Origin of the sequence: Streptomyces sp. NPDC007157 (assembly GCF_040634235.1) — a bacterium.
Classification (GTDB): domain Bacteria; phylum Actinomycetota; class Actinomycetes; order Streptomycetales; family Streptomycetaceae; genus Streptomyces.
On the sequence record NZ_JBEYFE010000006.1, the window covers coordinates 141,379 to 165,831 of the forward strand.

26 protein-coding genes and 1 pseudogene are annotated in these 24,453 nt (G+C 70.5%); 4 read left to right on the top strand and 23 right to left on the bottom strand.

Annotation, left to right across the window (positions count from 1 at the left end; genetic code table 11):
* Positions 1 to 7: 7 nt before the first annotated feature.
* The 3 genes from ABZ642_RS13090 to ABZ642_RS13100 form a co-directional block, all read right to left on the bottom strand.
* Positions 8 to 706: an HNH endonuclease signature motif containing protein gene (locus ABZ642_RS13090; RefSeq protein ID WP_360481724.1), complete on the bottom strand. Its 699-nt coding sequence runs from the start codon at positions 704 to 706 to the stop codon at positions 8 to 10.
* Between the two features lie 75 nt (positions 707 to 781).
* Positions 782 to 2,263 (bottom strand): alkaline phosphatase PhoX, encoded by a 1,482-nt coding sequence (locus ABZ642_RS13095; protein WP_360481727.1) that lies wholly within the window; start codon positions 2,261 to 2,263, stop codon positions 782 to 784.
* A 285-nt stretch (positions 2,264 to 2,548) separates the two neighbouring features.
* Positions 2,549 to 3,979, bottom strand: coding sequence for a hypothetical protein (locus ABZ642_RS13100; RefSeq protein ID WP_360481730.1), 1,431 nt, complete (start codon positions 3,977 to 3,979; stop codon positions 2,549 to 2,551).
* Positions 3,980 to 4,285: 306 nt separating this feature from the next.
* Between ABZ642_RS13100 and ABZ642_RS13105 the strand changes: the two genes are divergently transcribed.
* A complete protein-coding gene (locus ABZ642_RS13105; RefSeq protein ID WP_360481733.1) occupies positions 4,286 to 6,112 on the top strand; it encodes an endonuclease/exonuclease/phosphatase family protein in 1,827 nt (608 codons plus the stop codon).
* Positions 6,113 to 6,122: 10 nt separating this feature from the next.
* Here the strand turns inward: ABZ642_RS13105 and ABZ642_RS13110 are convergent, their stop codons facing one another.
* The 4 genes and pseudogenes from ABZ642_RS13110 to ABZ642_RS13125 form a co-directional block, all read right to left on the bottom strand.
* On the bottom strand, positions 6,123 to 6,860 hold the full coding sequence (locus tag ABZ642_RS13110) for an SRPBCC domain-containing protein (protein ID WP_360481736.1): 738 nt from the start codon (positions 6,858 to 6,860) through the stop codon (positions 6,123 to 6,125).
* 17 nt (positions 6,861 to 6,877) lie between these two features.
* Positions 6,878 to 7,600: a helix-turn-helix domain-containing protein gene (locus tag ABZ642_RS13115; RefSeq protein WP_360481739.1), complete on the bottom strand. Its 723-nt coding sequence runs from the start codon at positions 7,598 to 7,600 to the stop codon at positions 6,878 to 6,880.
* A 95-nt stretch (positions 7,601 to 7,695) separates the two neighbouring features.
* Positions 7,696 to 8,178 carry a circumsporozoite protein gene (locus ABZ642_RS13120; protein WP_360481742.1) on the bottom strand — a complete coding sequence of 161 codons (483 nt, stop codon included), beginning with the start codon at positions 8,176 to 8,178 and terminating at the stop codon, positions 7,696 to 7,698.
* Between the two features lie 103 nt (positions 8,179 to 8,281).
* Positions 8,282 to 8,672: pseudogene (locus ABZ642_RS13125) on the bottom strand (hypothetical protein); the annotation flags it as partial.
* Positions 8,673 to 8,765: 93 nt separating this feature from the next.
* On the opposite strand from ABZ642_RS13125, the gene dapA reads away from it, so the two are divergent.
* A complete protein-coding gene (dapA, locus tag ABZ642_RS13130) occupies positions 8,766 to 9,677 on the top strand; it encodes a 4-hydroxy-tetrahydrodipicolinate synthase (protein WP_360481745.1) in 912 nt (303 codons plus the stop codon).
* Here the strand turns inward: dapA and ABZ642_RS13135 are convergent, their stop codons facing one another.
* Both ABZ642_RS13135 and ABZ642_RS13140 read right to left on the bottom strand, forming a co-directional pair.
* Positions 9,678 to 10,895, bottom strand: coding sequence for a WD40 repeat domain-containing protein (locus ABZ642_RS13135; protein ID WP_360481748.1), 1,218 nt, complete (start codon positions 10,893 to 10,895; stop codon positions 9,678 to 9,680).
* Positions 10,892 to 11,452, bottom strand: a complete 561-nt coding sequence (locus tag ABZ642_RS13140; RefSeq protein WP_360481751.1) for a SigE family RNA polymerase sigma factor — start codon at positions 11,450 to 11,452, stop codon at positions 10,892 to 10,894. The genes ABZ642_RS13135 and ABZ642_RS13140 overlap by 4 nt, the downstream gene beginning before the upstream one ends.
* A gap of 140 nt (positions 11,453 to 11,592) precedes the next feature.
* Between ABZ642_RS13140 and ABZ642_RS13145 the strand changes: the two genes are divergently transcribed.
* Positions 11,593 to 12,102, top strand: coding sequence for a hypothetical protein (locus ABZ642_RS13145; protein WP_360481754.1), 510 nt, complete (start codon positions 11,593 to 11,595; stop codon positions 12,100 to 12,102).
* 134 nt (positions 12,103 to 12,236) lie between these two features.
* On the opposite strand, the gene ABZ642_RS13150 is transcribed toward ABZ642_RS13145, so the two are convergent.
* The 6 genes from ABZ642_RS13150 to ABZ642_RS13175 all read right to left on the bottom strand — a co-directional run bounded on the left by ABZ642_RS13150 (position 12,237) and on the right by ABZ642_RS13175 (position 16,605).
* Positions 12,237 to 12,461 carry a hypothetical protein gene (locus ABZ642_RS13150; protein ID WP_360481757.1) on the bottom strand — a complete coding sequence of 75 codons (225 nt, stop codon included), beginning with the start codon at positions 12,459 to 12,461 and terminating at the stop codon, positions 12,237 to 12,239.
* Positions 12,462 to 12,920: 459 nt separating this feature from the next.
* Complete coding sequence (dapD, locus tag ABZ642_RS13155; protein WP_360481760.1) at positions 12,921 to 13,910, bottom strand: 2,3,4,5-tetrahydropyridine-2,6-dicarboxylate N-succinyltransferase; 990 nt, start codon at positions 13,908 to 13,910, stop codon at positions 12,921 to 12,923.
* 134 nt (positions 13,911 to 14,044) lie between these two features.
* Positions 14,045 to 15,022: a CU044_5270 family protein gene (locus tag ABZ642_RS13160; protein WP_360481763.1), complete on the bottom strand. Its 978-nt coding sequence runs from the start codon at positions 15,020 to 15,022 to the stop codon at positions 14,045 to 14,047.
* Between the two features lie 2 nt (positions 15,023 to 15,024).
* Positions 15,025 to 15,630: a sigma-70 family RNA polymerase sigma factor gene (locus ABZ642_RS13165; protein ID WP_360481766.1), complete on the bottom strand. Its 606-nt coding sequence runs from the start codon at positions 15,628 to 15,630 to the stop codon at positions 15,025 to 15,027.
* A gap of 118 nt (positions 15,631 to 15,748) precedes the next feature.
* Positions 15,749 to 16,285, bottom strand: coding sequence for a TetR family transcriptional regulator (locus tag ABZ642_RS13170; protein WP_360481769.1), 537 nt, complete (start codon positions 16,283 to 16,285; stop codon positions 15,749 to 15,751).
* A complete protein-coding gene (locus ABZ642_RS13175; RefSeq protein WP_360481772.1) occupies positions 16,285 to 16,605 on the bottom strand; it encodes a multidrug efflux SMR transporter in 321 nt (106 codons plus the stop codon). The genes ABZ642_RS13170 and ABZ642_RS13175 overlap by 1 nt, the downstream gene beginning before the upstream one ends.
* Positions 16,606 to 16,878: 273 nt before the next feature.
* Between ABZ642_RS13175 and ABZ642_RS13180 the strand changes: the two genes are divergently transcribed.
* Complete coding sequence (locus tag ABZ642_RS13180; RefSeq protein WP_360481775.1) at positions 16,879 to 17,754, top strand: AbfB domain-containing protein; 876 nt, start codon at positions 16,879 to 16,881, stop codon at positions 17,752 to 17,754.
* 54 nt (positions 17,755 to 17,808) lie between these two features.
* Here ABZ642_RS13180 and ABZ642_RS13185 read toward each other — a convergent pair whose 3' ends face one another.
* The 8 genes from ABZ642_RS13185 to ABZ642_RS13220 are packed head-to-tail and all read right to left on the bottom strand — an operon-like array spanning position 17,809 to position 24,388.
* On the bottom strand, positions 17,809 to 18,141 hold the full coding sequence (locus tag ABZ642_RS13185; protein WP_037743875.1) for a metal-sulfur cluster assembly factor: 333 nt from the start codon (positions 18,139 to 18,141) through the stop codon (positions 17,809 to 17,811).
* The gene (sufU, locus tag ABZ642_RS13190) at positions 18,138 to 18,608 is read right to left on the bottom strand and encodes a Fe-S cluster assembly sulfur transfer protein SufU (protein ID WP_360481778.1); all 471 of its coding nucleotides are present in this window, start codon (positions 18,606 to 18,608) and stop codon (positions 18,138 to 18,140) included. Before sufU ends, ABZ642_RS13185 begins: the two co-directional genes overlap by 4 nt.
* Before the next feature lie 18 nt (positions 18,609 to 18,626).
* A complete protein-coding gene (locus ABZ642_RS13195) occupies positions 18,627 to 19,883 on the bottom strand; it encodes a cysteine desulfurase (protein WP_360481781.1) in 1,257 nt (418 codons plus the stop codon).
* Entirely contained in the window at positions 19,880 to 20,671 is a 792-nt protein-coding gene (sufC, locus tag ABZ642_RS13200) for a Fe-S cluster assembly ATPase SufC (RefSeq protein ID WP_360481784.1), read from the bottom strand. The genes ABZ642_RS13195 and sufC overlap by 4 nt, the downstream gene beginning before the upstream one ends.
* Positions 20,672 to 20,678: 7 nt before the next feature.
* Entirely contained in the window at positions 20,679 to 20,999 is a 321-nt protein-coding gene (locus ABZ642_RS13205; protein ID WP_360481787.1) for a non-heme iron oxygenase ferredoxin subunit, read from the bottom strand.
* Positions 20,996 to 22,180 carry a Fe-S cluster assembly protein SufD gene (gene sufD / locus ABZ642_RS13210; RefSeq protein WP_360481790.1) on the bottom strand — a complete coding sequence of 395 codons (1,185 nt, stop codon included), beginning with the start codon at positions 22,178 to 22,180 and terminating at the stop codon, positions 20,996 to 20,998. The genes ABZ642_RS13205 and sufD overlap by 4 nt, the downstream gene beginning before the upstream one ends.
* 55 nt (positions 22,181 to 22,235) lie before the next feature.
* Positions 22,236 to 23,657: a Fe-S cluster assembly protein SufB gene (gene sufB / locus ABZ642_RS13215; RefSeq protein ID WP_351694876.1), complete on the bottom strand. Its 1,422-nt coding sequence runs from the start codon at positions 23,655 to 23,657 to the stop codon at positions 22,236 to 22,238.
* A complete protein-coding gene (locus ABZ642_RS13220) occupies positions 23,654 to 24,388 on the bottom strand; it encodes a metalloregulator ArsR/SmtB family transcription factor (RefSeq protein WP_360481793.1) in 735 nt (244 codons plus the stop codon). Before ABZ642_RS13220 ends, sufB begins: the two co-directional genes overlap by 4 nt.
* Positions 24,389 to 24,453 lie beyond the last annotated feature (65 nt).

A 24,453-nucleotide genomic window follows, 5' to 3' on the forward strand; every position in this document is an offset into this window, starting at 1 on the left:
CAGCGCCTCAGCGATATCTTGCTGTACGCGTGTCGAGCCAAACCTCCTGATACCGGCGGGTCTTCTTCTGACGCACCGGTCGGACACGGGGGTTGTTGAGGTGTTGGTAATTTGGCGTCAGCGCATGACAGTTCGGACACAGCAGACGCAGGTCCTCTGGACGGTTTTTCGTCCGATCGCCGTCAATATGGTCAACATGCAGAGGAACACGCCCGGACACAGGGTTGACTTCAGCCCAACCGCATTTCTCGCAGCACTGCCCTCTGAGTAGGACCAGTCCCTGACGCACCCGCCAGTCCGGTCTGCCGTCGTCTCTCGTACCGCTGATCTCGCCCGCTTGCCACGCGGCGAACCACCGCGCGAAAGAGCCGGTGCGCTCGTAGCGGTCGTTGTTGAAGCACTCCCAGGAACAGTACGGGCCGGCAGAACGAGGGCGCCGCTCCGTCGATCCGCAACGGAGGCACGGCGTGGGTTTCCCATGCCGTGCCTCCGCCTCCTGTCTGCGTGTCACGTTCGCGCAGGTCCGACCGCAGTGAACCGCACCGCGAGTCAGGATGGATTTGCCGCACTGAGGGCACGGCGGCTTGGGTTTCCGGTGTGACTCAGCGCGCTGTCGTGCTGTACCCCGGAGGCTGCAGCGATTACTGCAATAGCGCCTGCGATTTTCCTTTACCGGCATGCTGCACTGTTCACACAACTTGGCCATGCCCGAAAGGTATGTCCAGCCCCCTCAGTCGGCAGCTGATTCGGACAGCATCACACGTTCGAGGGACCCTTTGATCTATCGCCTGTGCCTCTTCCAGGGCCCGGTGATGGCAAGCATGATGCCGGGCGTCTGGATGTTCGCGTAGAGGGTCTTGCCGTCGGGCGAGAAGGTGACGCCGGTGAACTCGCTGTATTCCGGCTCCTCTTCGGTGCCGCCCGCCGCGGCAGCGGCTGAGGGGATCGCCAGTTCGTTGCGGGCGATGGGGTAGGTGCGGCCGCTGTCGGTGGCGCCGAACAGGTGCTGGATGCCCTCGCCGTCCTCGGCGATGACCAGGCCGCCGTACGGGGAGACGGTGATGTTGTCCGGGCCGTCGAAGTCGCCGTCCACGGACGGGTCCGGGTTGACGCCGATGAGCACCTTCAGGGTGAGGGTGCGGCGCTTGGGGTCGTAGAACCAGACGGCGCCGTCGTGCTGGACGGGGCTCTCCGAACGGGCGTAGGAGGAGACGATGTACACGCCCCCGTCGCCCCACCACATGCCCTCCAGCTTGCGGGCGCGGGTGACCTGGCCGGCGGTGAACTGCTTGCGGACCGAGGTGGTCTTCGCGTCGCGGTCCGGGACGTCCGCCCAGTCGACGCCGTACACGGTGCCGATCTTCGTGGCGCGGGAGAGGTCGTCGACGAACACGCCGCCGGAGTCGAAGCACTTGAAGGCCTGGAGCGTGCCCGCGTCGTCGGCGAGGGTGCGCAGCCGGCCGCGGCCGTGGTGGAAGTGCTCGGGCGGGGTCCAGCGGTAGAGCAGACCGTTCGGGTTGGACGCGTCCTCCGTCAGGTAGAGGTGGCCGCGCCTGGGGTCGACGACGACGGCCTCGTGCGCGTACCGGCCCAGCGCCTTGATCGGCTTGGGGTTCCGGTTGGCCCGGCGGTCCTCGGGGTCGACCTCGAAGACATAGCCGTGGTCCTTGGTCATGCCGTTGACGCCGGCCTTGTCCTCGGTCTCCTCGCAGGTGAGCCAGGTGCCCCAAGGGGTGTTGCCGCCGGCGCAGTTGGTGGCGGTGCCGGCGATGCCGACCCATTCGGCGACCTTGTCGTGGTGCACCTCGACGACCGTGCAGCCGCCGGCGGCCGCCGGGTCGTAGACGAGGCCCTCGGTGAGCGGCACCGGGTGGGTCCAGTTGGCGCGGGGGCCGGCCAGCTCGTGGTTGTTGACGAGGAGGGTGGTGCCGCGCGGGCCGTCGAAGGTGGAGGTGCCGTCGTGGTTGGAGGGGGTGAACTCGCCCGACTCCAGCCGGGTCCTGCCGCTGTAGGTGATGACGCGGTACTCGAAGCCGGCGGGGAGCGCGAGGATGCCGTCGGGGTCGGGGAGCAGCGGCCCGTAGCCGACGCCGCCGTGCCCGTGGCCGTGCCCCGACTCGGCCGCGCCGGACGCCTCGGCATCGGTCTCGGTGGACGCGAGGGCGTTCGGGGCGGTGGCGAGGGCGCCGACGCTGCCCGCCAGCGCGACACCGGCACCGGTGATCGCGGATTTCCTGGCGAAGTCCCTGCGGGTGAGCGACATGGTGTCTCCTGTGACGGTCGAAGGGCCGTGGAGGGTGGCGGACCTCAAGTCGGCGCACACGCTCCCGGCCGCGTCTGAACTCCGCCTGAACTCAGGGCGACATCGGCTTCGCGTGTTCCATGAATCCGTATGCGCCGCCCCACGGCAACCAAAAGTCACACCCGAGGACGCGCCGCAGACCCCGGCAACCGCGGCCTGGAATCCTTCTTCCGCCGCGGCGGCGCTCAGCCGTGCTCGACGCGTCCGGCGGTGCCCGACCCTCGTGCAGCCCTGCCCCTTCGGCCGCTATCCCCCGTGCTGCGACCGCGCCTTGAACGCGGCCTTCCGGGCCTCCTTCGCCACCTTCTTGTCCGGGTGCAGGCGTCCCATCGCCTCCAGGACGTCGGCCGTGTCCGGGTGGTCGACCCGCCAGGCCTCGGCGAAGAACCCGGCGTGCTGCTGGGCCAACCCCTCGACCAGGGCCTGCAGTTCCTCGGAGTTCCCTTCGGCGGCCAGCTGCGCGGCGACCGTGTCGATGGTCAGCCAGAAGATCATGTCCGGCGAGGGCGCCGGTACGTCGGCGGCGCCGCGCTCGGCCAGCCAGACCCTGGCCAGTCCGCCCAGCTCGGGGTCGCCGAGGACCTCGCGCAGTGCCGGTTCGGCCTCGGGGCCGACCAGGGACAGCGCCTGCTGGCAGCGCAGCCGGCGCAGCGGCGCGCCCGCGTCCCCGCCGCGCGCGGCGGCCAGCAACTCCCGTGCGGCGGCGAGGGCTTCACGACGGTCCAGCCACTGCTCGGTCTCGGCCTGCGCCGCTCCCTGCGGAAACGTGGCCATGCCGTCGAGCAACGCGTCCGCGCCCTTGTCGGCGAGTTCCCCGACCGCCGGCGCCTCGAACCCGGCCTCCAACAGCCGCGCCCGCAGCCCGTACGCGCCGAGCGGGGTGAGCCGCACCATGCCGTACCGGGTGACGTCGCTCTCGTCGACCGGCCCCGCGGCCGGCTCCTCCTCTGCGTCGGCCATGAGCGCCTCGTCGACCGGCTGGTACGCGACGAGTCCGACCGGCTCCAGCATCCGGAACTGGTCGTCGAGCCGCATCATCGCGTCGGAGACCTGTTCGAGAACGTCGTTGGTCGGCTCCCCCATGTCGCTGGGCACGATCATCGACGCGGCGAGCGCCGGCAGCGGCACCGGCGCCTCGCCGGAACCGCCTTCGCTCACCGTCAGCAGGTACAGGTTGCCGAGGACGCCGTCGAGGAATTCCGCCTCGTCCTCGGGGTCCCAGCCGAGTGACGAGAAATCGACCTCGCCGCCCTCGTCGAGCGCGTCGACAATTCCGTCCAGGTCGGGCACGCTCGCGTCGCCGATCACGGTCTCCAGGGCGGCCAGCCAGACCCCGAGGACGTCGTGCGGCGAGCCCCCGGTGAGCCGCGCCAGCTCCTCCCCCGCCGCGACCGTCCCGGCCTCCTCGTCGACGATCTCGACGAGCCCGGCGTCCAGGGCGACCCGCCAGGCCTCGGCGGTGTACGCGGCGGCGTCGTCCCCGGTGAGCCCGAGCAGTTCGGCGGCGGCCGGGAGTTGCTCCTCGGCCAGTCCGCCACCTGCGTCGACGCGGGTGTCGGGTCCGGCCCAGCGGGCGAGCCGGGCGGCCCGGGAGAGCAGCGGCGTGGCCAGCGCGGCGCGTGCCAGCTCCGCTTCGGGACGCAACCGCACCGGCGGCAGGGGCGAGCTGTCTGACATCGGGTGGATCTCCTCGGACGCCTCTACGGTCGTACGACGACATGGACTCCGTACGACGGCCGTACGACCATCGGGACGCCGTACGCCTCAGCCGCTCAGCCTAGACGGATTTCCACCCATGCCGCCCGGTTCATCTCCCCGCCGAGCTGCGTACATGGCCGAAACCTTGACAACTCCCCTACGCAGGGACGAGATTGACGCGCGTAGAAAACAGGGGGGACAGGTGTTCACTCTCTGTCTACGCGTGTCATGCCCACTCCATGACGCCCTCGTCCCGGCACCGTTTATGTCCCCGGAGGGATTTCCTTGCCGAGCAGGTCTTCCGCGCGTCTCGCCGCGCTCACCGTCGCCGCCGTCTGCAGCGCGGCGTCCACCGTCGCCCTCACCTCGCCGGCCCAGGCCGACGGGCTGCGCATCCATGACGTCCAGGGCGCCACGCGCATATCGCCGTACGCCGGCCAGAAGGTGACGGACGTCCCCGGCATCGTCACGGCCACGCGCACCTACGGCTCCTCGCGGGGCTTCTGGCTCCAGGACCCGACGCCGGACGACAACCCGGCCACCAGTGAGGGCGTCTTCGTCTTCACCAGCTCCAATCCGAAGGTCGCGGTCGGCGACTCCGTCACGGTCACCGGCACGGTCTCCGAGTACGTCCCGGGCGGCGCCACCACCGGCAACCAGTCGCTGACCGAGATCACCAAGCCGACGGTCACCACGGTCTCCACCGGCAACGCGGTCCCGGCGCCGGTCGTGATCGACAAGAAGTCGGTACCGGCCGAGTACACCCCGGCGGGTGACACCGCCGCGGCCGGCTCGATCAACGGCCTGACGCTCCAGCCGAAGAAGTACGCCCTGGACTACTACGAGTCCCTCGAGGGCATGAACGTCCAGGTCCGCGACACCCACGTGGTCACCGGCACCGACCCGTACGCCGAGCTGTGGGTCACGGTGAAGCCGCACGAGAACCGCACCGTGCGCGGTGGCTCGCTGTACCGCTCCTACAACGACCAGAACACTGGCCGCCTCCAGATCCAGTCCCTGGGCTCGACCGCCGACTTCCCGGCGGCGAACGTCGGCGACACGCTGGCCGGCGCCACGACCGGCCCGCTGGACTACAACCAGTTCGGCGGCTACACCCTCGTCGCGAGCCAGCTGGGCGCCCTCAGGAGCGGCGGCCTGCAGCGCGAGACGACGAAGAAGCAGTCGAAGAGCGAGCTGGCCGTCGCCACGTACAACGTCGAGAACCTCGACCCCTCCGACGGCACCTTCGCCGCACACGCCTCCGCGATCGTGAACAACCTCCAGTCGCCCGACATCGTGTCCCTGGAGGAGATCCAGGACAACAACGGCGCGACGGACGACGGCACGGTCGCCGCGGACGTGACGGTGAACAAGCTGATCGACGCGATCGTCGCGGCCGGCGGCCCGAAGTACGACTGGCGTTCCATCAACCCGGTCAACGACCAGGACGGCGGCGAGCCCGGCGGCAACATCCGCCAGGTCTTCCTCTTCAACCCCGAGCGGGTGTCCTTCGTCGACCGCGCGGGCGGCGACTCCGCCACCGCGGTGGGCGTCACCAAGGTGCACGGCCAGGCCCAGCTGACCGCCTCACCCGGTCGTGTCGACCCGGCGGACTCCGCCTGGACGGCCAGCCGCAAGCCGCTGGCCGGCGAGTTCGTCTTCCGCGGCAGGACGGTCTTCGTGATCGCCAACCACCTGAACTCCAAGGGCGGCGACCAGGGCCTGACCGCGCAGTACCAGCCGGTGGCGCGCAGCTCGGAGGTCCAGCGCCACGCGCAGGCGACGCTGGTCAACGCGTTCGTCAAGAGCATCCTCGATGTCCAGAAGGACGCGAACGTCATCGCGCTCGGCGACATGAACGACTTCGACTTCTCCGGCACCACCAAGATCCTGGAGAGCCACGGCGCGCTCTGGTCGGCGATCCAGTCGCTGCCGACCAAGGAGCGCTACACCTACGACTACCAGGGCAACGAGCAGGTCCTGGACCAGATCCTGATCAGCAAGGAGATCCGCCGCAACGGCGACTTCGAGTACGACAGCGTGCACATCAACTCGGAGTTCCACGACCAGATCAGCGACCACGACCCGCAGGTGCTGCGCTTCCGCCCCTGACGACCGTGGCTCAGGACTGGCTGAACACCCCGTTCAGCCAGTCCTGCCAGGCGTTCTCGTTCGCCCGGGCGTCGGCGTCCGGTGCGAAGTCGTGGATGCTGATGCCGACCGGGGCGCCCCAGTGGTTGCGTCCGAAGAACCGGACGAGGGCGTCGTCGGTGCGCAGCCCGATGAAGTACGGGTCGCGGTAGTCGACCACCGTCTCCAGGGTCCGCCCGCCGGGCCCCCGGACGCTCGCCTTCGCGCCTTCGGCCAGGTCGTCCGGCAGGCCGAGGGCGCGGCCCACGGCGTCGAAGGCGTCCGGCGCCTGGGCCGCCTCGGGACCGTTGAGCTGCGCGAAGGTGACCGGGCGGGGCGCGAAGTGGACCAGGTACTCGCGCAGGGTGTGCAGATAGAAGTCGGTGTGCCGGCTCGCGCCGTCGTACTGGTTGTCCCAGTCGTCGGTGAAGATCCCGCTGTGCACGTAGCGCACCCAGGCCCGGCGGCCGCCGTCACGCGGCTCGATCACGTGCTCCAGCTGGTTGACGCTCTGGGTCGGGAAGCCGACGTCCTCACTGCGGACGATCAGGTGGTGCGGCGGCTCGTAGGCGGTCACGGTGGAGCCGAAGGCCGCCGCGCCGCCCACCCGGGGCTCGGGCGGATCCATCGGCCACAGGTAGGCGCCGGAGCCGTTGGTGATCGCCTCCCACACCTCCTGGGGCGTGGCGTCGACCTCGAACTCGCGGGCGATCTCGAATTCCTTGGACATGTCGGGGCTCCTGCTGCCTACTGATCCGTTTCGGGGGTGGTCCGCTCCGAGACCCCGGGCCGGCCCTCGGCCGCCGGGAGGATCTCGGCCGCGGGGTGTGTCTCGGCCGTCGGGTGAGTCTCGGCCGTCGGGCCGGTGTCCGCCGTCGGGCGGGGGTCGGCCTTGACCGTGGGGTGGAGGGCGACGACGATCCGGTGGTCCCGGCCGTCCTCCGTATCGGGCGCGTCGTACTTGCGGATGAGCGCGCTCACGCCCGCCGTCAGCTCCTGCACGAACGCCGCGCGGTCGGCGGCGGAGGCGAAGCGCACCTCGCCGTCCAGCGCGTAGGTCGCCAGCTGTCTGCGGGCCTTGGCGGCACCGCTGATCAGCGTGCCGACGTCGCGCACCAGGCGGGCGCCGACCGCGAGCAGCCAGCGCGCCGAGAGCTGGTCGCGGAAGCGGTCCGGGTCCGGCTGTACGGCGGGCAGGGCGGCCGGCGAGATGACGTACGACGCGGCGGTCGCGCGCATCAGCCGCTCGTTGACATTGCCCTTGCGCCGCTCGGCGGCCAGCTCGACGAGGCCGTGCCGCTCCAGCGCCTTGAGGTGGTAGTTCACCTTCTGTCTGGGCAGCCCGACCCGGCCGGCCAGCATCGCGGCCGACGCGGGTGCGGCGGCCAGTTCGGCGAGCAGCCGGGCCCGTATGGGGTCCAGCGACACCGCCGCGGCCTCGGGGTCCTCGATCACGGTCACGTCCAGCATGGCTCCACCCTCTCACCGAAAACTTTTCCTGTCCAGACGGATCAGATTTTCGGTGAGAGGGTGGAGAGGGCGGAGAGAAGGACCCCGGGCGGATCTCAGTGGCGCCGGCCCCGGCGCAGGGCGCCCACGGCGACCGCACCGGCGACGGCGAGTGCGGCGCCCGCGACCAGCACCGGGCGGGCGTGCCGCAGGGCGCCCCGGACGGCCCTGCGCGCGGACTGCGGGACGCGCCCCTCGGCGGCGTGTCCCGCCTCGACGGCCTTGTCGGACGCCAGATGGCCCGCCCGTCCCGCCCGCTCCTGGACGGCGTGCCCGGTCCTGAGCGCCCGCTCCCGCAGCGTGTGCCGCGCCCTGGCCATCTGCTCCTGGGTCGTGTGGCCGCCCTTCGTCGCCCGGTCCTGGGCCTGGTGGCCGGCCCGGGCGGCACCCTCGCGCAGCTGGACGGTCAAGGCGCCGGCCTTGTCCTTGAGATCGGCGGCGCGGGCCTGGGTACGCCCCTTGAGGTCGGCCTTCGCCGCCAAGGAGCCCGCGGAGTCGATGATTCGGGCCCCCGTTCCGTGTGCGGTCCTCTTCGTCATCGGTACTGCCCCTCCTGGTCTCGTCGGCGTCCGCGTGTGCCTGCGGACCTTCCGAGTACCCAGGTCGCCGACGGTCAGGCGGGGCGACCCGTCCGTCAGCCCCGCTCCCCCGCTCACCGAGCCGCGCGAGCCGGCTCTGGAACCAGTCGAGGCGGGCCTGCAACAGGGCCGCCTCCGCGACCGGTTCGGGCACCCCGAAGCCCTCGCCCGGCACCGGCACGGGCTCCCCGGAGACCGCCCCCGCACCCCCGGCCACCACCCGCGGCCCCGCTCCGGCCGGCCGGGCGAACCCGGCGAGCGAGACGGACGTACGCGCGCGTACGGCGCCGAGGACGGAGACCTCCAGCAGCACGGCCGCCCGGTGCTCGGCGGTGCACAACAGGGCCTCGGCGGCCTCGCGTTCGTGCACGCAGTGGAAGCCGCAGTCGCACCCGCCGCGCGGGCGAGTGGTGCCGCCGGCCGTAGACGCAGGACGCGTCGGCCGGCGCTCCATAACGGCAGCGCGCCGCGACGATTCAGCGTTCCTAAGACGTATCCCATAGAAGAATTAAGTGGAGCTAAGCTGTCGCGCTGCCGAGACTACCCTCATGACGAACCCACCCGACACCGCCCGCTCGCCCCGCCCCTTCGGCCGCACCCTCTGTGCGATGGTCACACCGTTCACCGAGGCGGGGGCGCTCGACCTCGACGGCGCCCGGCGGCTGGCCGCGCGGCTGGTGGCGGACGGCTGTGACGGCCTGGTGCTGAACGGCACCACCGGCGAGTCGCCGACCACCACGGACGCCGAGAAGGCCGAGTTGATCTCGGCCGTCCGGGAGGCGGTGGGCGAGCGGGTGCCGCTCGTGGCGGGCGTGGGCACCGCGGACACCCTGCACACCGTGGAGCTCGCACGCGCGGCCGAGAAGGCGGGCGCGGACGGCGTGCTGGTGGTGTCGCCGTACTACAGCCGGCCGCCGCAGGACGCGCTGGAGGCGCACTTCCTGGAGGTGGCGGAGGCGACCGGGCTGCCGGTGATGCTGTACGACATCCCGGGCCGCACCGGCACCCGTATCGAGCCGGAGACGCTGATCCGGCTCGCCGCGCACCCCGCGATCGTGGCCGTGAAGGACTGTTCGTACGACTTCCTCGGCACCCAGAAGGTGCTGGCGCGCACGGAACTGGCGTACTACGCGGGCAGCGACGAGCACATCCTCGCCCTGTACGCGGTGGGCGCGGCGGGCTGTGTCAGCACGGTCGCGAACGTGGTGCCGGGCCGGGTCGCCGCGATCCTCGACGCGTTCGACGCCGGTGACACCGCCCGTGCCGCCGAACTGCAGCTGCGGGCCACGCCGTTGATCGAGGCGATGACGGCCGCGGGTCTGCCGGGCACGGTCACGTCGAAGGCGCTGCTCACCGCGCTCGGCCGGCCGGCGGGCCCGGTACGGGCCCCGCTGCGGTCCGCCGGCCGGGAGACGGCCGACGGACTGCGGGCGGTGTACGAGGAACTTGTGGCCGACTGATCAGCGGCGGGCGAAGACGGGCTGCCACGCCTTCAGCTCGTCGTACATCTCCTTCTGGACACCGCTCAGCGGCACGATCTTGTCGCTGCCGATCGTCACCAGCGCGAGCCGGGCCCGGTACAGCTCGTCCAGGCCGCTGGCCCGCTCCCAGGCGATGAGCCGCCGGTCGTCGACCCAGGCGAGCAGGTCGCCGCCGCGGACCTTCGTGATCTCCTTGCCGGTGCGGGGGTCGCGGATCGAGGAGTACGACTTCCCGGGGGCGACCTCCCTGGTCAGACCGAGCGCGGCGAGCCGGCCGTTCGGGGACAGCCGTGCGTCGACGTCCGCGCGCAGGTACTTCTCGTCCGCCGGGGCGGTGATCTTGGCGCCGTCGAGGTCGTAGAACTGCTGCTTGCCGTCCCGGTCGCCGATGACCTGTGCGTACACCTGGTCGCCGGTGCGGCTGAAGGAGAAGTCCCCGCGCGCGAGGTCGTTGCGGTCGGATACGACCCCGGTCCAGGAGCCCTTGCCGGAGGCCACGTCGAGGTCGTAGAAGCCGGTCCGGCTGGACGTGGCGGACGCGGGTTCCCAGTCCCAGCCGCCGTCGACGTTCTGGGCCTTGGCGCGCACATCGGGGTTGTCGTCGTACGTCGTCGCCAGCAGCCTGGTCCCGTCGTACGAGAAGGCGAGTCCGCCGACCCCGTGCTCGACCGGGATCCACCGCTCGACCTTCCTCGTCGCGAGGTCGAGCAGGCCGATCCGGCGGACGGGCAGGGTCTGCTCCAGCACGGCGGCCGTCCGCAGGCCCGGCGCGACGGCGACGAAGGCCCACCGGGAGTCCTTCACATAGGTGCCGGTCCCCGGGTCGAGCAGCCGGTACGTGCGTACGCCGATGCCCTTGTCGTCCGTCAGCGGCACGGTCCGCCAGGTGTAGTACGCGGCGAGCGCCGTCTGACCGGCCGCGATGAGCTCGCGCGGTGGCGACTGGTCCGGGTGGCCGGTGATCCCGTTCCGCTGCACGACCCCGGACGGACGCACATCGCTTTTCCCGGAGTCCAGCAGCGGTACCGCCACCGCGACGGCGACCACGGCGGCCGTCGCGGCGGCCATGGAGGCGAACCGGCGGGCGCGTCGGCGCCGACGGATGGCCAGCACCCGGTCGGCGAAGCCCGATCCCGCCGACGGCTGTTCGGCGGCCTGTTCGCGCAGGGTCTCCCGGACGAGTTCCTCGACGTTCACGGCCGCACCTCCATGGGCGAGTAGTCACGGGACGGCGGCTGCGTGTGGCCGGCGTCCGGGGCGAGGGCGGCCAGTTCGGGTGCGAGGACGCGCAGCCGGGCCAGGGAGCGGTGGGTGGCGGACCGCACGGTGCCGACCGAGCAGCCGAGCAGCCGGGCCACGTCGGCCTCCGGCAGGTCCTCGAAGTAGCGCAGCACCAGCACGGTGCGCTGGCGGGCGGTGAGCCGGGACAGGGCTGTGCGCAGGACGAGGCGGAGCTCGGCGGCGGATGCGGTGTCGGGGGCCGGCGGGCTCTCCGGGGGTTCGGCGACGCTGAACTCGCGCCGCCGCCACTTGAGCCGCCAGCGGCTTATCTGCTGCCGGTAGAGGATCTGCCGTACATAGGCCTCGGGCTCGTCGATGCGCTGCCAGCGACCCGCCGCCTTGATCAGGGCGTTCTGCAGCAGGTCCTCGGCCGCGTGCCGGTCACCGCCGGTCAGCAGCACGGCCGTTCTCAGCAGCGCGGTGGACCGACCGTCCACGAACTCCCGGAAGCTCTCCTGCAGTTCCGCATCCATCGTCACCTTCTCTTCCCCCGGGCCCACCTTGTGTCCGGCCCCTGTAATCGTGGTGACGCCTATGGAGCGGCCCCACTATGCCTGTCGGCGCGGAATAAATGCACCGGTGTCGCACCCGCCCGCTGCCCTACGTTGTCCCCATGAGCCGCCCCCTGTTGTTCCTGGACGTCGACGGCCCCCTCAACCCGTATGCGGCCCAGCGCGAGCGGCGCCCCGAGGGCTATACGACGATCCGGGCGACCGTCCGCCCGGGACGCCCGCTGCGGGTCTGGCTGAACCCGGAGCACGGCCCGGCGCTGCTCGCCATCGGCTACGAGCTGTGCTGGGCGACCACCTGGATGGCCGAGGCGAACCGCTGGATCGCCCCGGTCGTGGGTCTGCCCGAGCTGCCGTACGTCGACTTCGGCAGGGGGCTGCTGGCGGAGCGGCCCGACGGCGTGCACTGGAAGACGGAGGCGATCGTCTCGTACGCCGGGGGGCGGCCGTTCGCCTGGGTGGACGACGAGCAGAGCCCGGCGGACACGCTGTACGTCCGCGCCCACCACCCCGGCCCGGCCCTGCTGCACCACGTCGATCCCCGGATCGGCCTGCGGGAGGGCGACTTCGCCGCGCTGACGGAGTTCCGGGGATCCCTGCCCCAGGACGGCTGAGCGCCCTCCCGCGCCATGGGGCGGGAGTCCGGGCGACCGCGCGTCTGCGGTTCTGCCGGGTCACGAGTTGGGGGCCGCCCGGCCGCGACATTCCGCGTTGCGGGCATCACCCGTCGACAGAAGCAGCACGCCGATCAACTGATCGTCTCCGGCCCCCAGCGCTCGGGCCCCACTCCGCGCCAGTCGATCCACGGTGACTCGGCCACCTCCGCCGGGTCGATGTCCAGCCCGGCCCGGCGGAGGAACTCCGCGACGTCGACTGCGTGGTGGGCCAGCCCGAGGATCTCACCGTCCACGCGCACGCGGCGGCCTCCCGTGGGCGACGGTGGATGCACGATCACACGTATCGGTCCGGGCATGTCTTCAGGGTCGTCCGGGTCATGCGGATTCGCGTTCCAGGTCGTCATCGCTGATGCCGCTCATTCACGTTCCGGTCTGACCGCTCCAGGTCACGCAGCTGTTGGTCGGTGGCACTCCACTCCTGCTGTGCCTGGGCAAGGTCGGCGGAAAACAGTCGCATGACCAGATTCAAGCACGTGTTCGATTTTCTGGACCACATCGAGGCCCCGGGCGACCGCATGGCCTCCTCGAAACCGGGTTCCCACGGGGTTCCACGCCGACCGTCGGTCTCCGCCTGTGGCGCCCCGCCGCCATCGTGCGGATCGACCGGCCGGGAAAGCCCGTGAGCGCCCTCCCCCGGGCCGTCCTCGGGCCGTGGAAGGGCGCTCAGTGATGACCGGCGTCGACAAACCGCCGACAGCTCGACAGCAGGTCGGGCGCTGATCGCGCAGGCGGCCGCAGGGCACGGCCGTCGATGGTCAGTTGTGGCTGTGCAGGATCTCGTTCAGGCCGCCCCAGACCGCGTTGTTCGGGCGGGCCTCGACGGCGCCCGTGACCGAGTTGCGGCGGAAGAGGATGTTCGAGGCACCGTTCAGCTCGCGGGCCTTGACGATCTGGCCGTCCGGCATGGTGACCCGGGTGCCCGCGGTGACGTAGAGGCCGGCCTCGACCACGCACTCGTCGCCGAGCGCGATGCCGACGCCCGCCTCGGCGCCGACCAGGCAGCGCTCGCCGATGGCGATGATCACGTTGCCGCCGCCGGACAGCGTGCCCATGGTGGAGGCGCCGCCGCCGATGTCCGAGCCGTTGCCGACCACCACACCGGCCGAGATACGGCCCTCGACCATCGAGGTGCCGAGCGTGCCGGCGTTGAAGTTGACGAAACCCTCGTGCATGACGGTGGTGCCCTCGGAGAGGTGCGCGCCGAGGCGGACCCGGTCGGCGTCGGCGATACGGACGCCCTTCGGGACGACGTAGTCGGTCATCCGGGGGAACTTGTCGATCGAGGTCACCTGGAGGTGCAGGCCCTCGGCGCGGGCGTTCAGCCGGACCTGCTCGATGTCGTCGACGGCGACCGGGCCGAGGGAGGTCCAGGCGACGTTGGCGAGGAAGCCGAACTGGCCGTCCAGGCTCAGGCCGTGCGGCTTGACCAGACGGTGCGAGAGCAGGTGCAGGCGGAGGTAGACGTCGTGCGCGTCGATCGGCTTCTCGTCGATCGAGGCGATGACCGTGCGGACCGCGACGACCTCGACGTTGCGGCGGGGGTCCGGGCCGATCGCCTTGGCCGCGCCCTCACCGAGGAGTTCCACGGCCTGCTCGGCGGAGAGCGTCTCGGTGCCGGCCGGGCCGGGCTCGGCGACCAGCACGGGGGCCGGGAACCAGGTGTCGAGAACGGTGCCGTCGGCGGCGATGGTGGCGAGGCCGGCGGCCACGGCGCCGGTGGGACGAAGAGCAGTCGTGTCGGTCATGAGGGCAACCTAACCGGCCGGGGGCCGGGGAGGCGAACCAGCGTGCGGGACGTCTCGGCAGCCGGGCCGTGAAGATCGTCCGGGCGGCCCGCAACTCCCCTGCGGTGCGGGCCGTCCCGGATCCGGCGGTGGCGTCAGGGACGCTCGCCGGCCTTGTCCACCACCGCCATCGTGATCAATTCCTCGCTGTCGACGACCTTGCCGGCCATAAACTGACGCCAGCCCACGACGTGGTAGGTCCGGGGGTCGATCAGTACCTGTTGCACCATGCTGGGCAGGCGCCCGGTCCTGTACGGGGGCAGTTGCGGATCTTCCACGACGAAGTAGTTGGCCACGGCGACGGCCTTGCGGCCGGTGACCGTGCCGACCAGGTGGTTGGCGACGTCCCCTTTGACCAGCAGCGCGAGGGCGCGGTACAGCGAGGCCTGCCCCGCGGGCGGCATGAAGCGGTACCGGAGGAGGGTGCTGATCTCCATGTAGTCGTCCCACGCCTGGCCTCCAGGCCCCTTCAGCCCGTCGTCGCTGAGGGCGTTCCAGGCACGGAGTGCCCGCAACGTCCCCTCGCCGTCGGCCGGCAGCGTGGCCACGAAACGGTACACGGCACGCGGCGAGTCGTAGACGTCCAGCTTCTCGCCCCCCGGACGTGCCGGTTCGACGGTGAGCCTGCGACCGTCGGCCGTCTCGTAACGGGCCCGCAGTTCGCCGTCGTAGCGGGCCCAGCGCTCGCTCGTCTCATCGCCGGGGGTCGACACCACGTGCGTGTAGATCCACTGCTTCCCGGTGGGTTCGGTTCCCGCCGGCTCCCTGTCCAGCGCGTCGGCCGCCCGCTCCAGGAAGTCGCGCGCGCTCAGCCCCTTCAGGTCGATGTCCGGCGTCGCGGGCTGCACCCTGCGTCCCGTGCCGCCCCCGCCCACCAGCAGGGCGGCGGTGACGGCGACGGCGGTCACCGCGGCCACGACCGCGACGATCACGAACTCCCGCCGCCACCCGGCCCGGCGCCGCTCCCCGGCCCGTACCGCGTCGGTCAGCAGGGCGCGCCCCGCTGCCAGCCGTGCCCGGTCGGGCACCGGCGCGTCGGCGCGCAGCGCGCGCACCTCGGTCATCTCGTCCATCGCTAGACCACCTCCGCGGTGTCGCCCACGAATGCCGGATCGGCGCCCAGCGCCGTACGTACCTTGCGCCGGGCCCGGTTGAGCCGGGAGCGGACCGTGCCGACCGGGATGTCCAGCGCCTCGGCGACTTCCTGGTAGGTGAGGTCGGCCCAGGCGACGAGCAGCAGGACGTGCCGGTCGCCCGCCGTCAGTGCGGCGAGGGCGCCGGCGAGCGGGCCCTGCGCGTCGATCCGGATGTCGGTGTGTTCGACCCAGGTCTCGCTCCAGGACGCGGCGACCGGGTCGTGCCCGGTGCGGGCCAGCGCCTTGAGTGCCCGTACCTCGGCCCGGCGTTGCTTGCCGATCAGGTTGCCCGCGATGCCGTACAGCCACGGGCGCGCGCTGGGGCGTGCGAGGTCGTAGCGGGAGCGGATCCGGAAGGCAACGAGGAAGGTGTCCGCGGTGATGTCGTCGGCCGCTGCGTCGCCGAGCCTGCGCGCCGCGTACCGGTGGATGTCGGGCGCGTAGCGATCGTAGAGCCGGGCGAAGAGCTCCGGTTGTTCCAGTGACTGGGCGACGGTCTCCGCGTCGTCCTCCGCCTGTGCCGTGGCCGGCGGCGGTCCGTTCACGAGGGCTCCCCCTGGTTCGTCGGTGCGTGTGTGTCACCCCCTGTTCCCCGATGCCCGCCGGAGGGTTCACGGTGCCTCGGCCGGCTCGCCGGGAAAGGGAGCGGCAGACGCGTTCCGCTCAGGGAATCACGCGCCCCAGCGCCTTTCGCGCGTAGCCCTCGTCGTACGGCGTCCCCGTCAGCAGTACCTGGAGGCAGATCCCGTCCATCAGGGCGACCAGTGCCCGCGCCGTGACCGGGTCGGTGCGCCGTGCCAGCCGTTCGGCGAGGTCGTCGGCCCACTCGGCGGCGACGGGGCGCAGAGCCGGGCGACGCAGGGCGGCGAGGTAGAGCTCGTACTCCAACTCCACGGCGGTACGGTCCCCGTTCAGCCAGTCGCCGAGAATCCGGGCGAGGGCGGTGGCGAGGTCCGCCGAGGGGTCGTCCAGGCCGCCGTACGCGGCGACCACCTTGGCGAAGCCCTCGTTGGCCTGCCGCAGCGCGGCGACCATCAGCTCGTCGAGGGTCTTGAAGTGGTACGTCGTCGAGCCGAGCGGTACGTCCGCCGCGGCGGCGACCGAGCGGTGGGAGAGCCCGGCGAGCCCCTTCTCCCCCACCACGCGGATCGCCGCCTCGATGATCCGCTGCCGGCGTTCGGGGTCGTAACGGCGTGGCATCAGTGCGCGCCTCCCAGGTTCAGGACCACCACTCCGCCGATGATGAGCACGATCCCGGCGACCTTGACCGGGCTCAGCCCCTCCCCGAACAGCAGCAGGCCGAGCACGGCGATGGCCGCGGTGCCGACTCCGGACCAGATCGCGTACGCCGTGCCGATCGACACGGTCTTCAGCGTCGCGGCCAGGAGCAGGAACGACACCACGTATCCCAGTGCCGTCACCAGCGAGGGCCAGAGCCTGCTGAAGCCCTCGCTGTACTTCATCGCCGTCGTCGCGGCGACCTCGGCGGCTATGGCGCCGGCGAGCGTCAGGTATCCCATGTGTACGAGTGTACGCACCGTTGTGTACGCCCGTACACAACGATCGCGCCGCAGCGCACCCCGCGGGAGGGCGCCGGGATCCGCGCTTCAACTCCCCTTGCGTCACCCGAAGATGTTTAACTCTCATAGAAACCGCTAGCTGAAACGACCCCCCACGGCCACGCGGCTCCACTACTGTGTGCATCTCCGTGATCCACCAGTGCTTCACACTTCACCCACCCCACCCTCACACCCCCGGCCGCCGCTGCCTTGGCGCCGCTGGAGGAAGAGCGCATGCCAGAAACCACCCCCCAACCCCCGCCGCATCCCTCCTGGGAGAACGGCTGGGCCCCCGACACCTCCCGGGCCCCCGGAACGCGAAGACTCTGGCTGGCCGGCACGCTGGCGATCGCCACGGTCGTCGCCTGCGTCACCGCGATAGCCGTCAGCAGCAACGCTCCTGACCAGGCGTCGACACCGCCTCCCCCGCCGACCGACGCGGCCCTCGACCGCGGCCCCGGCCTGCTCTCCTTCGCCTCACCGACGGCGACGGGACCGGCCACCCCCGCGAAGGACAAGTCGGGCATGCTGACGACTTCTCCGACCTCGTCCCCCTCCGCCACGGCGTCGACCGCGGCGCCCGGCACCACTCCGAAGACCTCGCCGTCCGGCGCGAAGCCCTCCAAGTCCACGCCGTCCAAGGGAAGTTCGGGCGGATCGAGTGGTTCGGGCGGCTCCACGCCACAGTCCCGCACCCACAGGTCGGTCCGCTCGGTCAACTACCCGGACCGCTACTGGCAGGTGAGCGACGGCTATGTGAAGCTCGGCCCGGTCCGCGGCTCGCAGTCCCGTGCGGACTCCACGTTCACCGTCGTCAAGGGCCTCGCGAACAGCTCCTGTTACTCGTTCAGGACGTCCGACGGGAAGTACCTGCGTCACCGCGACTTCGTGCTGCGCGCCGACCGCGGCGACGGCTCGTCCCTCTTCCACCAGGACGCCACCTTCTGCGCCCGGGCCTCGGCCTACTCCGGCGCGGTCATGCTGGAGTCGGTGAACTACCCAGGCCGTTTCCTGCGCCACCAGAACTTCCAGCTGAAACTGGTCTCCTACCAGAACAGCGACCTCTACCGCGCGGACGCGACGTTCCGCCTGGTGGATCCCCTGGCCTGAACACGCGAAAGCGGCGGCACCTGCCCGGTGCCGCCGCTTTCCGCTACGCGGGTGTCAGACGTTGAACCCGAGCGCCCTGAGCTGCTCGCGGCCGTCGTCGGTGATCTTGTCGGGGCCCCACGGGGGCATCCAGACCCAGTTGATGCGCAGTTCGTTGACGAGGCCGTCCGTGGCGGACTTGGCCTGGTCCTCGATGACGTCCGTCAGCGGGCAGGCCGCCGAGGTCAGGGTCATGTCGATCGTCGCGATGTTCGCGTCGTCGATGTGGATGCCGTAGATCAGGCCGAGGTTGACGACGTCGATGCCCAGTTCGGGGTCGACGACGTCGTACAGCGCCTCGCGGAGTTCTTCCTCCGAGGCCGGCTTCATCTCAACGGTCTCGCTCATGCCGTCTTCCTTTCGGCGTCGGCCGCGCCACCCAGCGCCTGAGCCGTCGCGTCCTTCCACGCCATCCAGCTCAGGAGAGCGCACTTGACCCGGGCCGGGTACTTGGAGACACCGGCGAACGCGACCGCGTCCTCCAGCACCTCCTCCATCGCGTCGTCGGGTTCGAGCCTGCCCTTGGACTGCATCAGCTCCAGGAAGGTCTCCTGGATCTGCCGCGCGTCGCCCAGCTCCTTGCCGACCAGGAGGTCGTTCAGTACGGAGGCGCTCGCCTGGCTGATCGAGCAGCCCTGGCCCTCGTACGAGACGTCCTCGATCGTCGTGCCGTCGTACTTCACTCGGAGGGTGATCTCGTCGCCGCACGTCGGGTTCACATGGTGCACCTCGGCGTCGCCATCCCTGAGACCACGCCCGTGCGGGTGCTTGTAGTGGTCCAGGATGACTTCCTGGTACATCGAGTCCAGCTTCACGGTCTCAGTTCACGCCCTTCAGCCGAAGAAGTTCCGTACGTGCTCCAGCCCCTCGACCAGTGCGTCGATCTCGGCCGGCGTGGAGTACAGATAGAACGACGCTCGCGTGGTCGCAGGAATTCCGTACCGCAGGCAGACCGGACGGGCGCAGTGGTGGCCGACCCGGACCGCGATGCCCTGCTCGTCGAGGACCTGGCCCACGTCGTGCGGGTGGATGTCCCCGAGGGTGAAGGAGATCGCCGCGCCCCGGTCCTCGGCCGTGGTGGGGCCGATGATCTTCAGGTCGGGGACCTCGGTGAGCCGCCGTACCGCGTACTCGGTCAGCGCGTGCTCATGGGCGAGGATCTTGTCCATGCCGATGGCGTTCAGGTAGTCGATCGCCGCGCCGAGACCGACCGCCTGGGCGATCGGGGGCGTGCCCGCCTCGAACTTGTGCGGAGCGGGAGCGTAGGTCGACGAGTGCATCGACACGGTCTCGATCATCTCACCGCCGCCGAGGAACGGAGGCAGGTCCTCCAGCAGCTCCTGGCGGCCCCAGAGGACGCCGATGCCCGTCGGGCCGCACATCTTGTGGCCGGTGAAGGCCACGAAGTCGGCCTGGAGGGCCTGGACGTCCAGCGGCATGTGGGGAGCCGCCTGGGAGGCGTCGATGCAGACCAGCGCGCCGACCTCCTGGGCGCGGCGGACTATCGCCTCGACCGGGTTGACCGTGCCCAGGATGTTCGACACCAGCACGAAGGAGACGATCTTCGTCTTCTCGGTGATGATCTCGTTGATGTTGGACAGGTCGAGGCGGCCGTCGTCGGTGAGGCCGAACCACTTCAGCTTCGCGCCCGTGCGCTGCGCCAGCAGCTGCCACGGCACGATGTTGGAGTGGTGCTCCATCTCCGTGATGACGATCTCGGTCTCGTGGTCCACCCGGTAGGGCTCGTCGGCCCAGCCGAGCATGTTCGCCACGAGGTTCAGCGACTCGGAGGCGTTCTTGGTGAAGATCACCTCGTCGCGGCTGGGCGCGTTGATGAACTCGGCGACCTTGTCGCGCGCGCCCTCGTACAGCGCCGTGGCCTCCTCGGCGAGCACATGCACACCGCGGTGGACGTTGGCGTTGTAGCGCTCGTAGTACTCACTGAGTGCGTCCAGCACCTGGCGCGGCTTCTGCGAGGTCGCCGCGTTGTCCAGGTACACGAGCTTCCGGTCGTCGTGGACCAGTCGGTCCAGGATCGGGAAGTCCTTACGGATCGCCTCGGTGTCGAGGAGGCCCGGCAGCTGCGTCACGCGACGGCCCCCCTTGAGTTCGCTCCGCTCACGGCGCCACCCTTCGTGTAAGCCTCGTAGCCCTCGTTCTCCAGCTTGTCGGCGAGCTCGGCACCGCCGGACTCGACGATGCGTCCGGCGGAGAAGACGTGGACGAAGTCGGGCTTGATGTAGCGCAGAATGCGCGTGTAGTGCGTGATGAGCAGGGTGCCCACCTCGCCGGTCTCGCGGACGCGGTTCACGCCCTCGGAGACGACGCGCAGGGCGTCGACGTCCAGGCCGGAGTCGGTCTCGTCGAGGATCGCGATCTTCGGCTTGAGCAGTTCCAGCTGGAGGATCTCGTGGCGCTTCTTCTCACCGCCGGAGAAGCCCTCGTTGACGTTGCGCTCGGCGAAGGAGGGGTCCATGGAGAGGCGCTCCATGGTCTCCTTGACCTCCTTCACCCAGGTGCGCAGCTTGGGGGCCTCGCCGCGGACGGCGGTGGCGGAGGTGCGCAGGAAGTTGGAGACCGAGACGCCGGGCACCTCGACCGGGTACTGCATCGCCAGGAACAGGCCGGCGCGGGCGCGCTCGTCGACGGACATCTCCAGGACGTCCTCGCCGTCGAGGGTGACGGTGCCGCCGGTGATCGTGTACTTGGGGTGACCCGCGAGCGAGTAGGCGAGGGTCGACTTGCCGGAGCCGTTGGGGCCCATGATGGCGTGCGTCTCGCCCTGCTTCACGGTGAGGTCGACGCCCTTGAGGATCTCCTTCGTGGCGTTGTCGGCCTCGACGGTGACGTGCAGGTCTCGGATTTCAAGCGTTGCCATGGGTGCCTCAGGACTCCTGGGTGAGGGAGACGAGCACGTCGTCCCCTTCGATCTTTACGGGGTAAACGGGAACGGGGCGGGTGGCCGGAAGGCCGGACGGCTTGCCGGTGCGCAGGTCGAAGCTGGAGCCGTGCAGCCAGCACTCGATCTGGCAGTCCTCCACCTCGCCCTCGGAGAGCGAGACGTTGGCGTGGGAGCAGATGTCGTAGATCGCGAACACCTCTCCCTCGGTGCGGACGACCGAGACCGGCGTGCCGTCGAGCTCCACCCGCTTCGGGGTGTCGTCCTCCAGCTCGCTCAGGCCGCAAGCGCGTACGAAGGTGGTCATGCGACCGAGGCCTCCAGCTCCTCCTCGATCTTGGCGAGCAGCCGCTCCTCGATGTCGGCGACGCCGATCTGCTGGACCAGCTCGGCGAAGAAGCCGCGGACCACCAGTCGGCGGGCCTCGTACTGCGGGATGCCGCGGGCCATCAGGTAGAAGAGCTGCTCGTCGTCGAAGCGGCCGGTGGCGGAGGCGTGGCCGGCGCCGACGATCTCGCCGGTCTCGATCTCCAGGTTCGGCACCGAGTCGACCCGCGCGCCGTCCGTCAGGACCAGGTTGCGGTTCATCTCGTAGGTGTCGGTGCCCTCGGCCTTGGCCTCGATGAGGACGTCGCCGATCCAGACCGCGTGCGCCTGCTCGCCCTGGAGCGCGCCCTTGTAGGCCACGTTCGACTTGCAGTGCGGGGTGTTGTGGTCGACGAGCAGCCGGTGCTCCTGGTGCTGCCCGGCGTCCGTGAAGTACAGGCCGTACAGCTCGGCCTCGCCGCCGGTGCCGGCGTAGGAGACACGCGGGTGCAGGCGTACGACGTCGCCGCCGAAGGTGACGACGACCGACTTGAAGGAGGCGTCCCGGCCGATCAGGGCGTTGTGCTGGGCCACGTGCACAGCCTTGTCGTCCCAGTCCTGGACGGAGACGACGGTGAGCTTGGCGCCGTCGCCCAGGACGTACTCGACGTTGGCGGCGGTGACCACGTCGCCGGTGTGGTCGATGACGACGACGGCCTCGGCGAAGGCGCCCAGCTCGATGACCTGGTGGCCGTAGGAGACCCCGCCCTGGCCGTGCACGGCGATCCGGATCGGCTCGGTGAGCACCGTGTCCTTGGGGACGGTGACCACGCCGGCCTGCTCGAAGGCGGAGTACGCCTGGGCGGCGACCCGGTCCACCGGGGTACCGGCCCGGCCGAGCCGGGGGTCGTCGCGGCCGACCAGCTCGACGGTGACGCCCTCGGGGGCCTCCACCGCGACCTTCAGGCCGTCGCCGGTGGCGACCGCCGTGCCGTCGTGCAGCCCGCGCAGGCGCTCCAGCGGGGTGAACCGCCACTCCTCCTCGCGGCCGTGCGGGACCGGGAAGTCCGCGACGTCGAAGGACGGGGGCGCGCTCATGCGCGTGGCGACGGTCGACTCGGCGGCCACCGCGATCTGGCCCGCGGTGGTCGACCCCACGGGGATGTTCTGAGCCTCAGCCATGGCTGTCGGTCTGCTCGCTTTCTTACGTGAGTGGCTTGACGGTGACGGCGGTCGCTTAGCCGACCGCGCCTTCCATCTGGAGCTCGATCAGCCGGTTGAGTTCGAGGGCGTACTCCATCGGCAGTTCCTTGGCGATCGGCTCGACGAAGCCGCGCACGATCATGGCCATCGCCTCGAACTCGGTCAGACCGCGGCTCATCAGGTAGAAGAGCTGGTCCTCGGAGACCTTGGAGACGGTCGCCTCGTGGCCCATGGACACGTCGTCCTCGCGGACGTCGACGTACGGGTACGTGTCGGAGCGGGAGATGGTGTCGACGAGCAGCGCGTCGCACAGCACGTTCGACTTGGAGCCGTGGGCGCCCTCGCCGATCTCGACCAGGCCGCGGTAGGAGGTACGGCCGCCGCCGCGCGCCACGGACTTGGAGACGATGTTGGACGACGTGTTCGGCGCCATGTGGACCATCTTGGAGCCGGCGTCCTGGTGCTGGCCCTCGCCCGCGAAGGCGATGGAGAGGGTCTCGCCCTTGGCGTGCTCGCCCATCAGGTAGACGGCCGGGTACTTCATCGTCACCTTGGAGCCGATGTTGCCGTCGATCCACTCCATGGTCGCGCCCTCGTAGGCGACGGCGCGCTTGGTGACCAGGTTGTAGACGTTGTTCGACCAGTTCTGGATGGTCGTGTAGCGGCAGCGGGCGTTCTTCTTGACGATGATCTCGACGACCGCGGAGTGCAGCGAGTCCGACTTGTAGATCGGGGCGGTACAGCCCTCGACGTAGTGCACGTAGGCACCCTCGTCGACGATGATCAGGGTCCGCTCGAACTGGCCCATGTTCTCGGTGTTGATCCGGAAGTAGGCCTGGAGCGGGATCTCGACGTGCACGCCCTTCGGCACGTAGATGAAGGAGCCGCCCGACCAAACGGCCGTGTTCAGCGACGCGAACTTGTTGTCACCGACCGGGATGACGGTCCCGAAGTACTCCTTGAAGAGCTCCGGGTGCTCCTTCAGCGCGGTGTCGGTGTCGAGGAAGATGACGCCCTGCTCCTCCAGGTCCTCGCGGATCTGGTGGTAGACGACCTCCGACTCGTACTGGGCGGCGACACCGGCGACCAGGCGCTGCTTCTCCGCCTCCGGGATGCCCAGCTTGTCGTAGGTGTTCTTGATGTCCTCGGGCAGGTCCTCCCAGGACTCCGCCTGCTTCTCCGTGGAGCGCACGAAGTACTTGATGTTGTCGAAGTCGATCCCCGACAGGTCGGAACCCCAGTTCGGCATCGGCTTCTTCTCGAAGAGGCGCAGGCCCTTGAGACGGAGCTTGGTCATCCACTCGGGTTCGGACTTCTTCTCGGAGATGTCCCGGACGACGTCCTCGTTGATGCCGCGCTTGGCGGAGGCGCCGGCCGTGTCGGAGTCGGCCCAGCCGTATTCGTACTTGCCCAGACCCTCAAGTTCGGGGTGGGCAGTCTCCGTGGGGAGAGTCATGCGGGGTTCCTCCCGGCCGTGCTAGCAGATGCGTCAGTGGAAATCTTGGGGATGAACGTCGTGCAGACGCCGTCGCCGTGCGCGATGGTCGCCAGTCGCTGGACGTGCGTTCCGAGCAGCTCGGCGAAGATCTCCGTCTCCGCCTCGCACAGCTGCGGGAACTGCTCCGCGACATGGGCGACCGGGCAGTGGTGCTGGCACAGCTGTTCGCCGACCGGTGCGGTGCGCGCCGTTGCAGCGTACCCGTCCCGGCTCAGGGCCTTGGCCAGCGCTTCCGTGCGGTCGTCGGGGCTCACGGCCTCGATCGCCTTGCGGTAGGCGCTCGCCTGTGCGGCGATCCGGGCCCGCGCGAAGGCGGCGACCGCATCCTGGCCGCCCCCCTGCTCGGCGATCCAGCGCAGCGCGTCGGCGGCCAGCGTGTCGTAGGACTGGTCGAAGGCGTCGCGGCCGCAGTCGGTGAGGGCGAAGACCTTGGCGGGACGGCCGCGCGTCCGCGCGCCGTACACCCGCTGCTCGCGCGGCTCCACGACGTCGTCGGCGACCAGGGCGTCCAGGTGCCGGCGTACGGCCGCGGGGGTCAGACCCAGGCGGCCGGCCAGCTCGGTGACGGTCGACGGGCCGTGGTCCAGGATCGACCGCGCGACCCGGTTGCGCGTCGAACGCTCACCGGTCGCGAGTTCCTCCTGCGGGGTCCCCGTGGGGGTCTCCCGAGCCTCGCCGACGTTTTTCACAACGCCATTGTTGCGTAATTCCTCAGAGCCAGGCAAGCGGCGTCCACCCCGGCGAACGGTGCCCT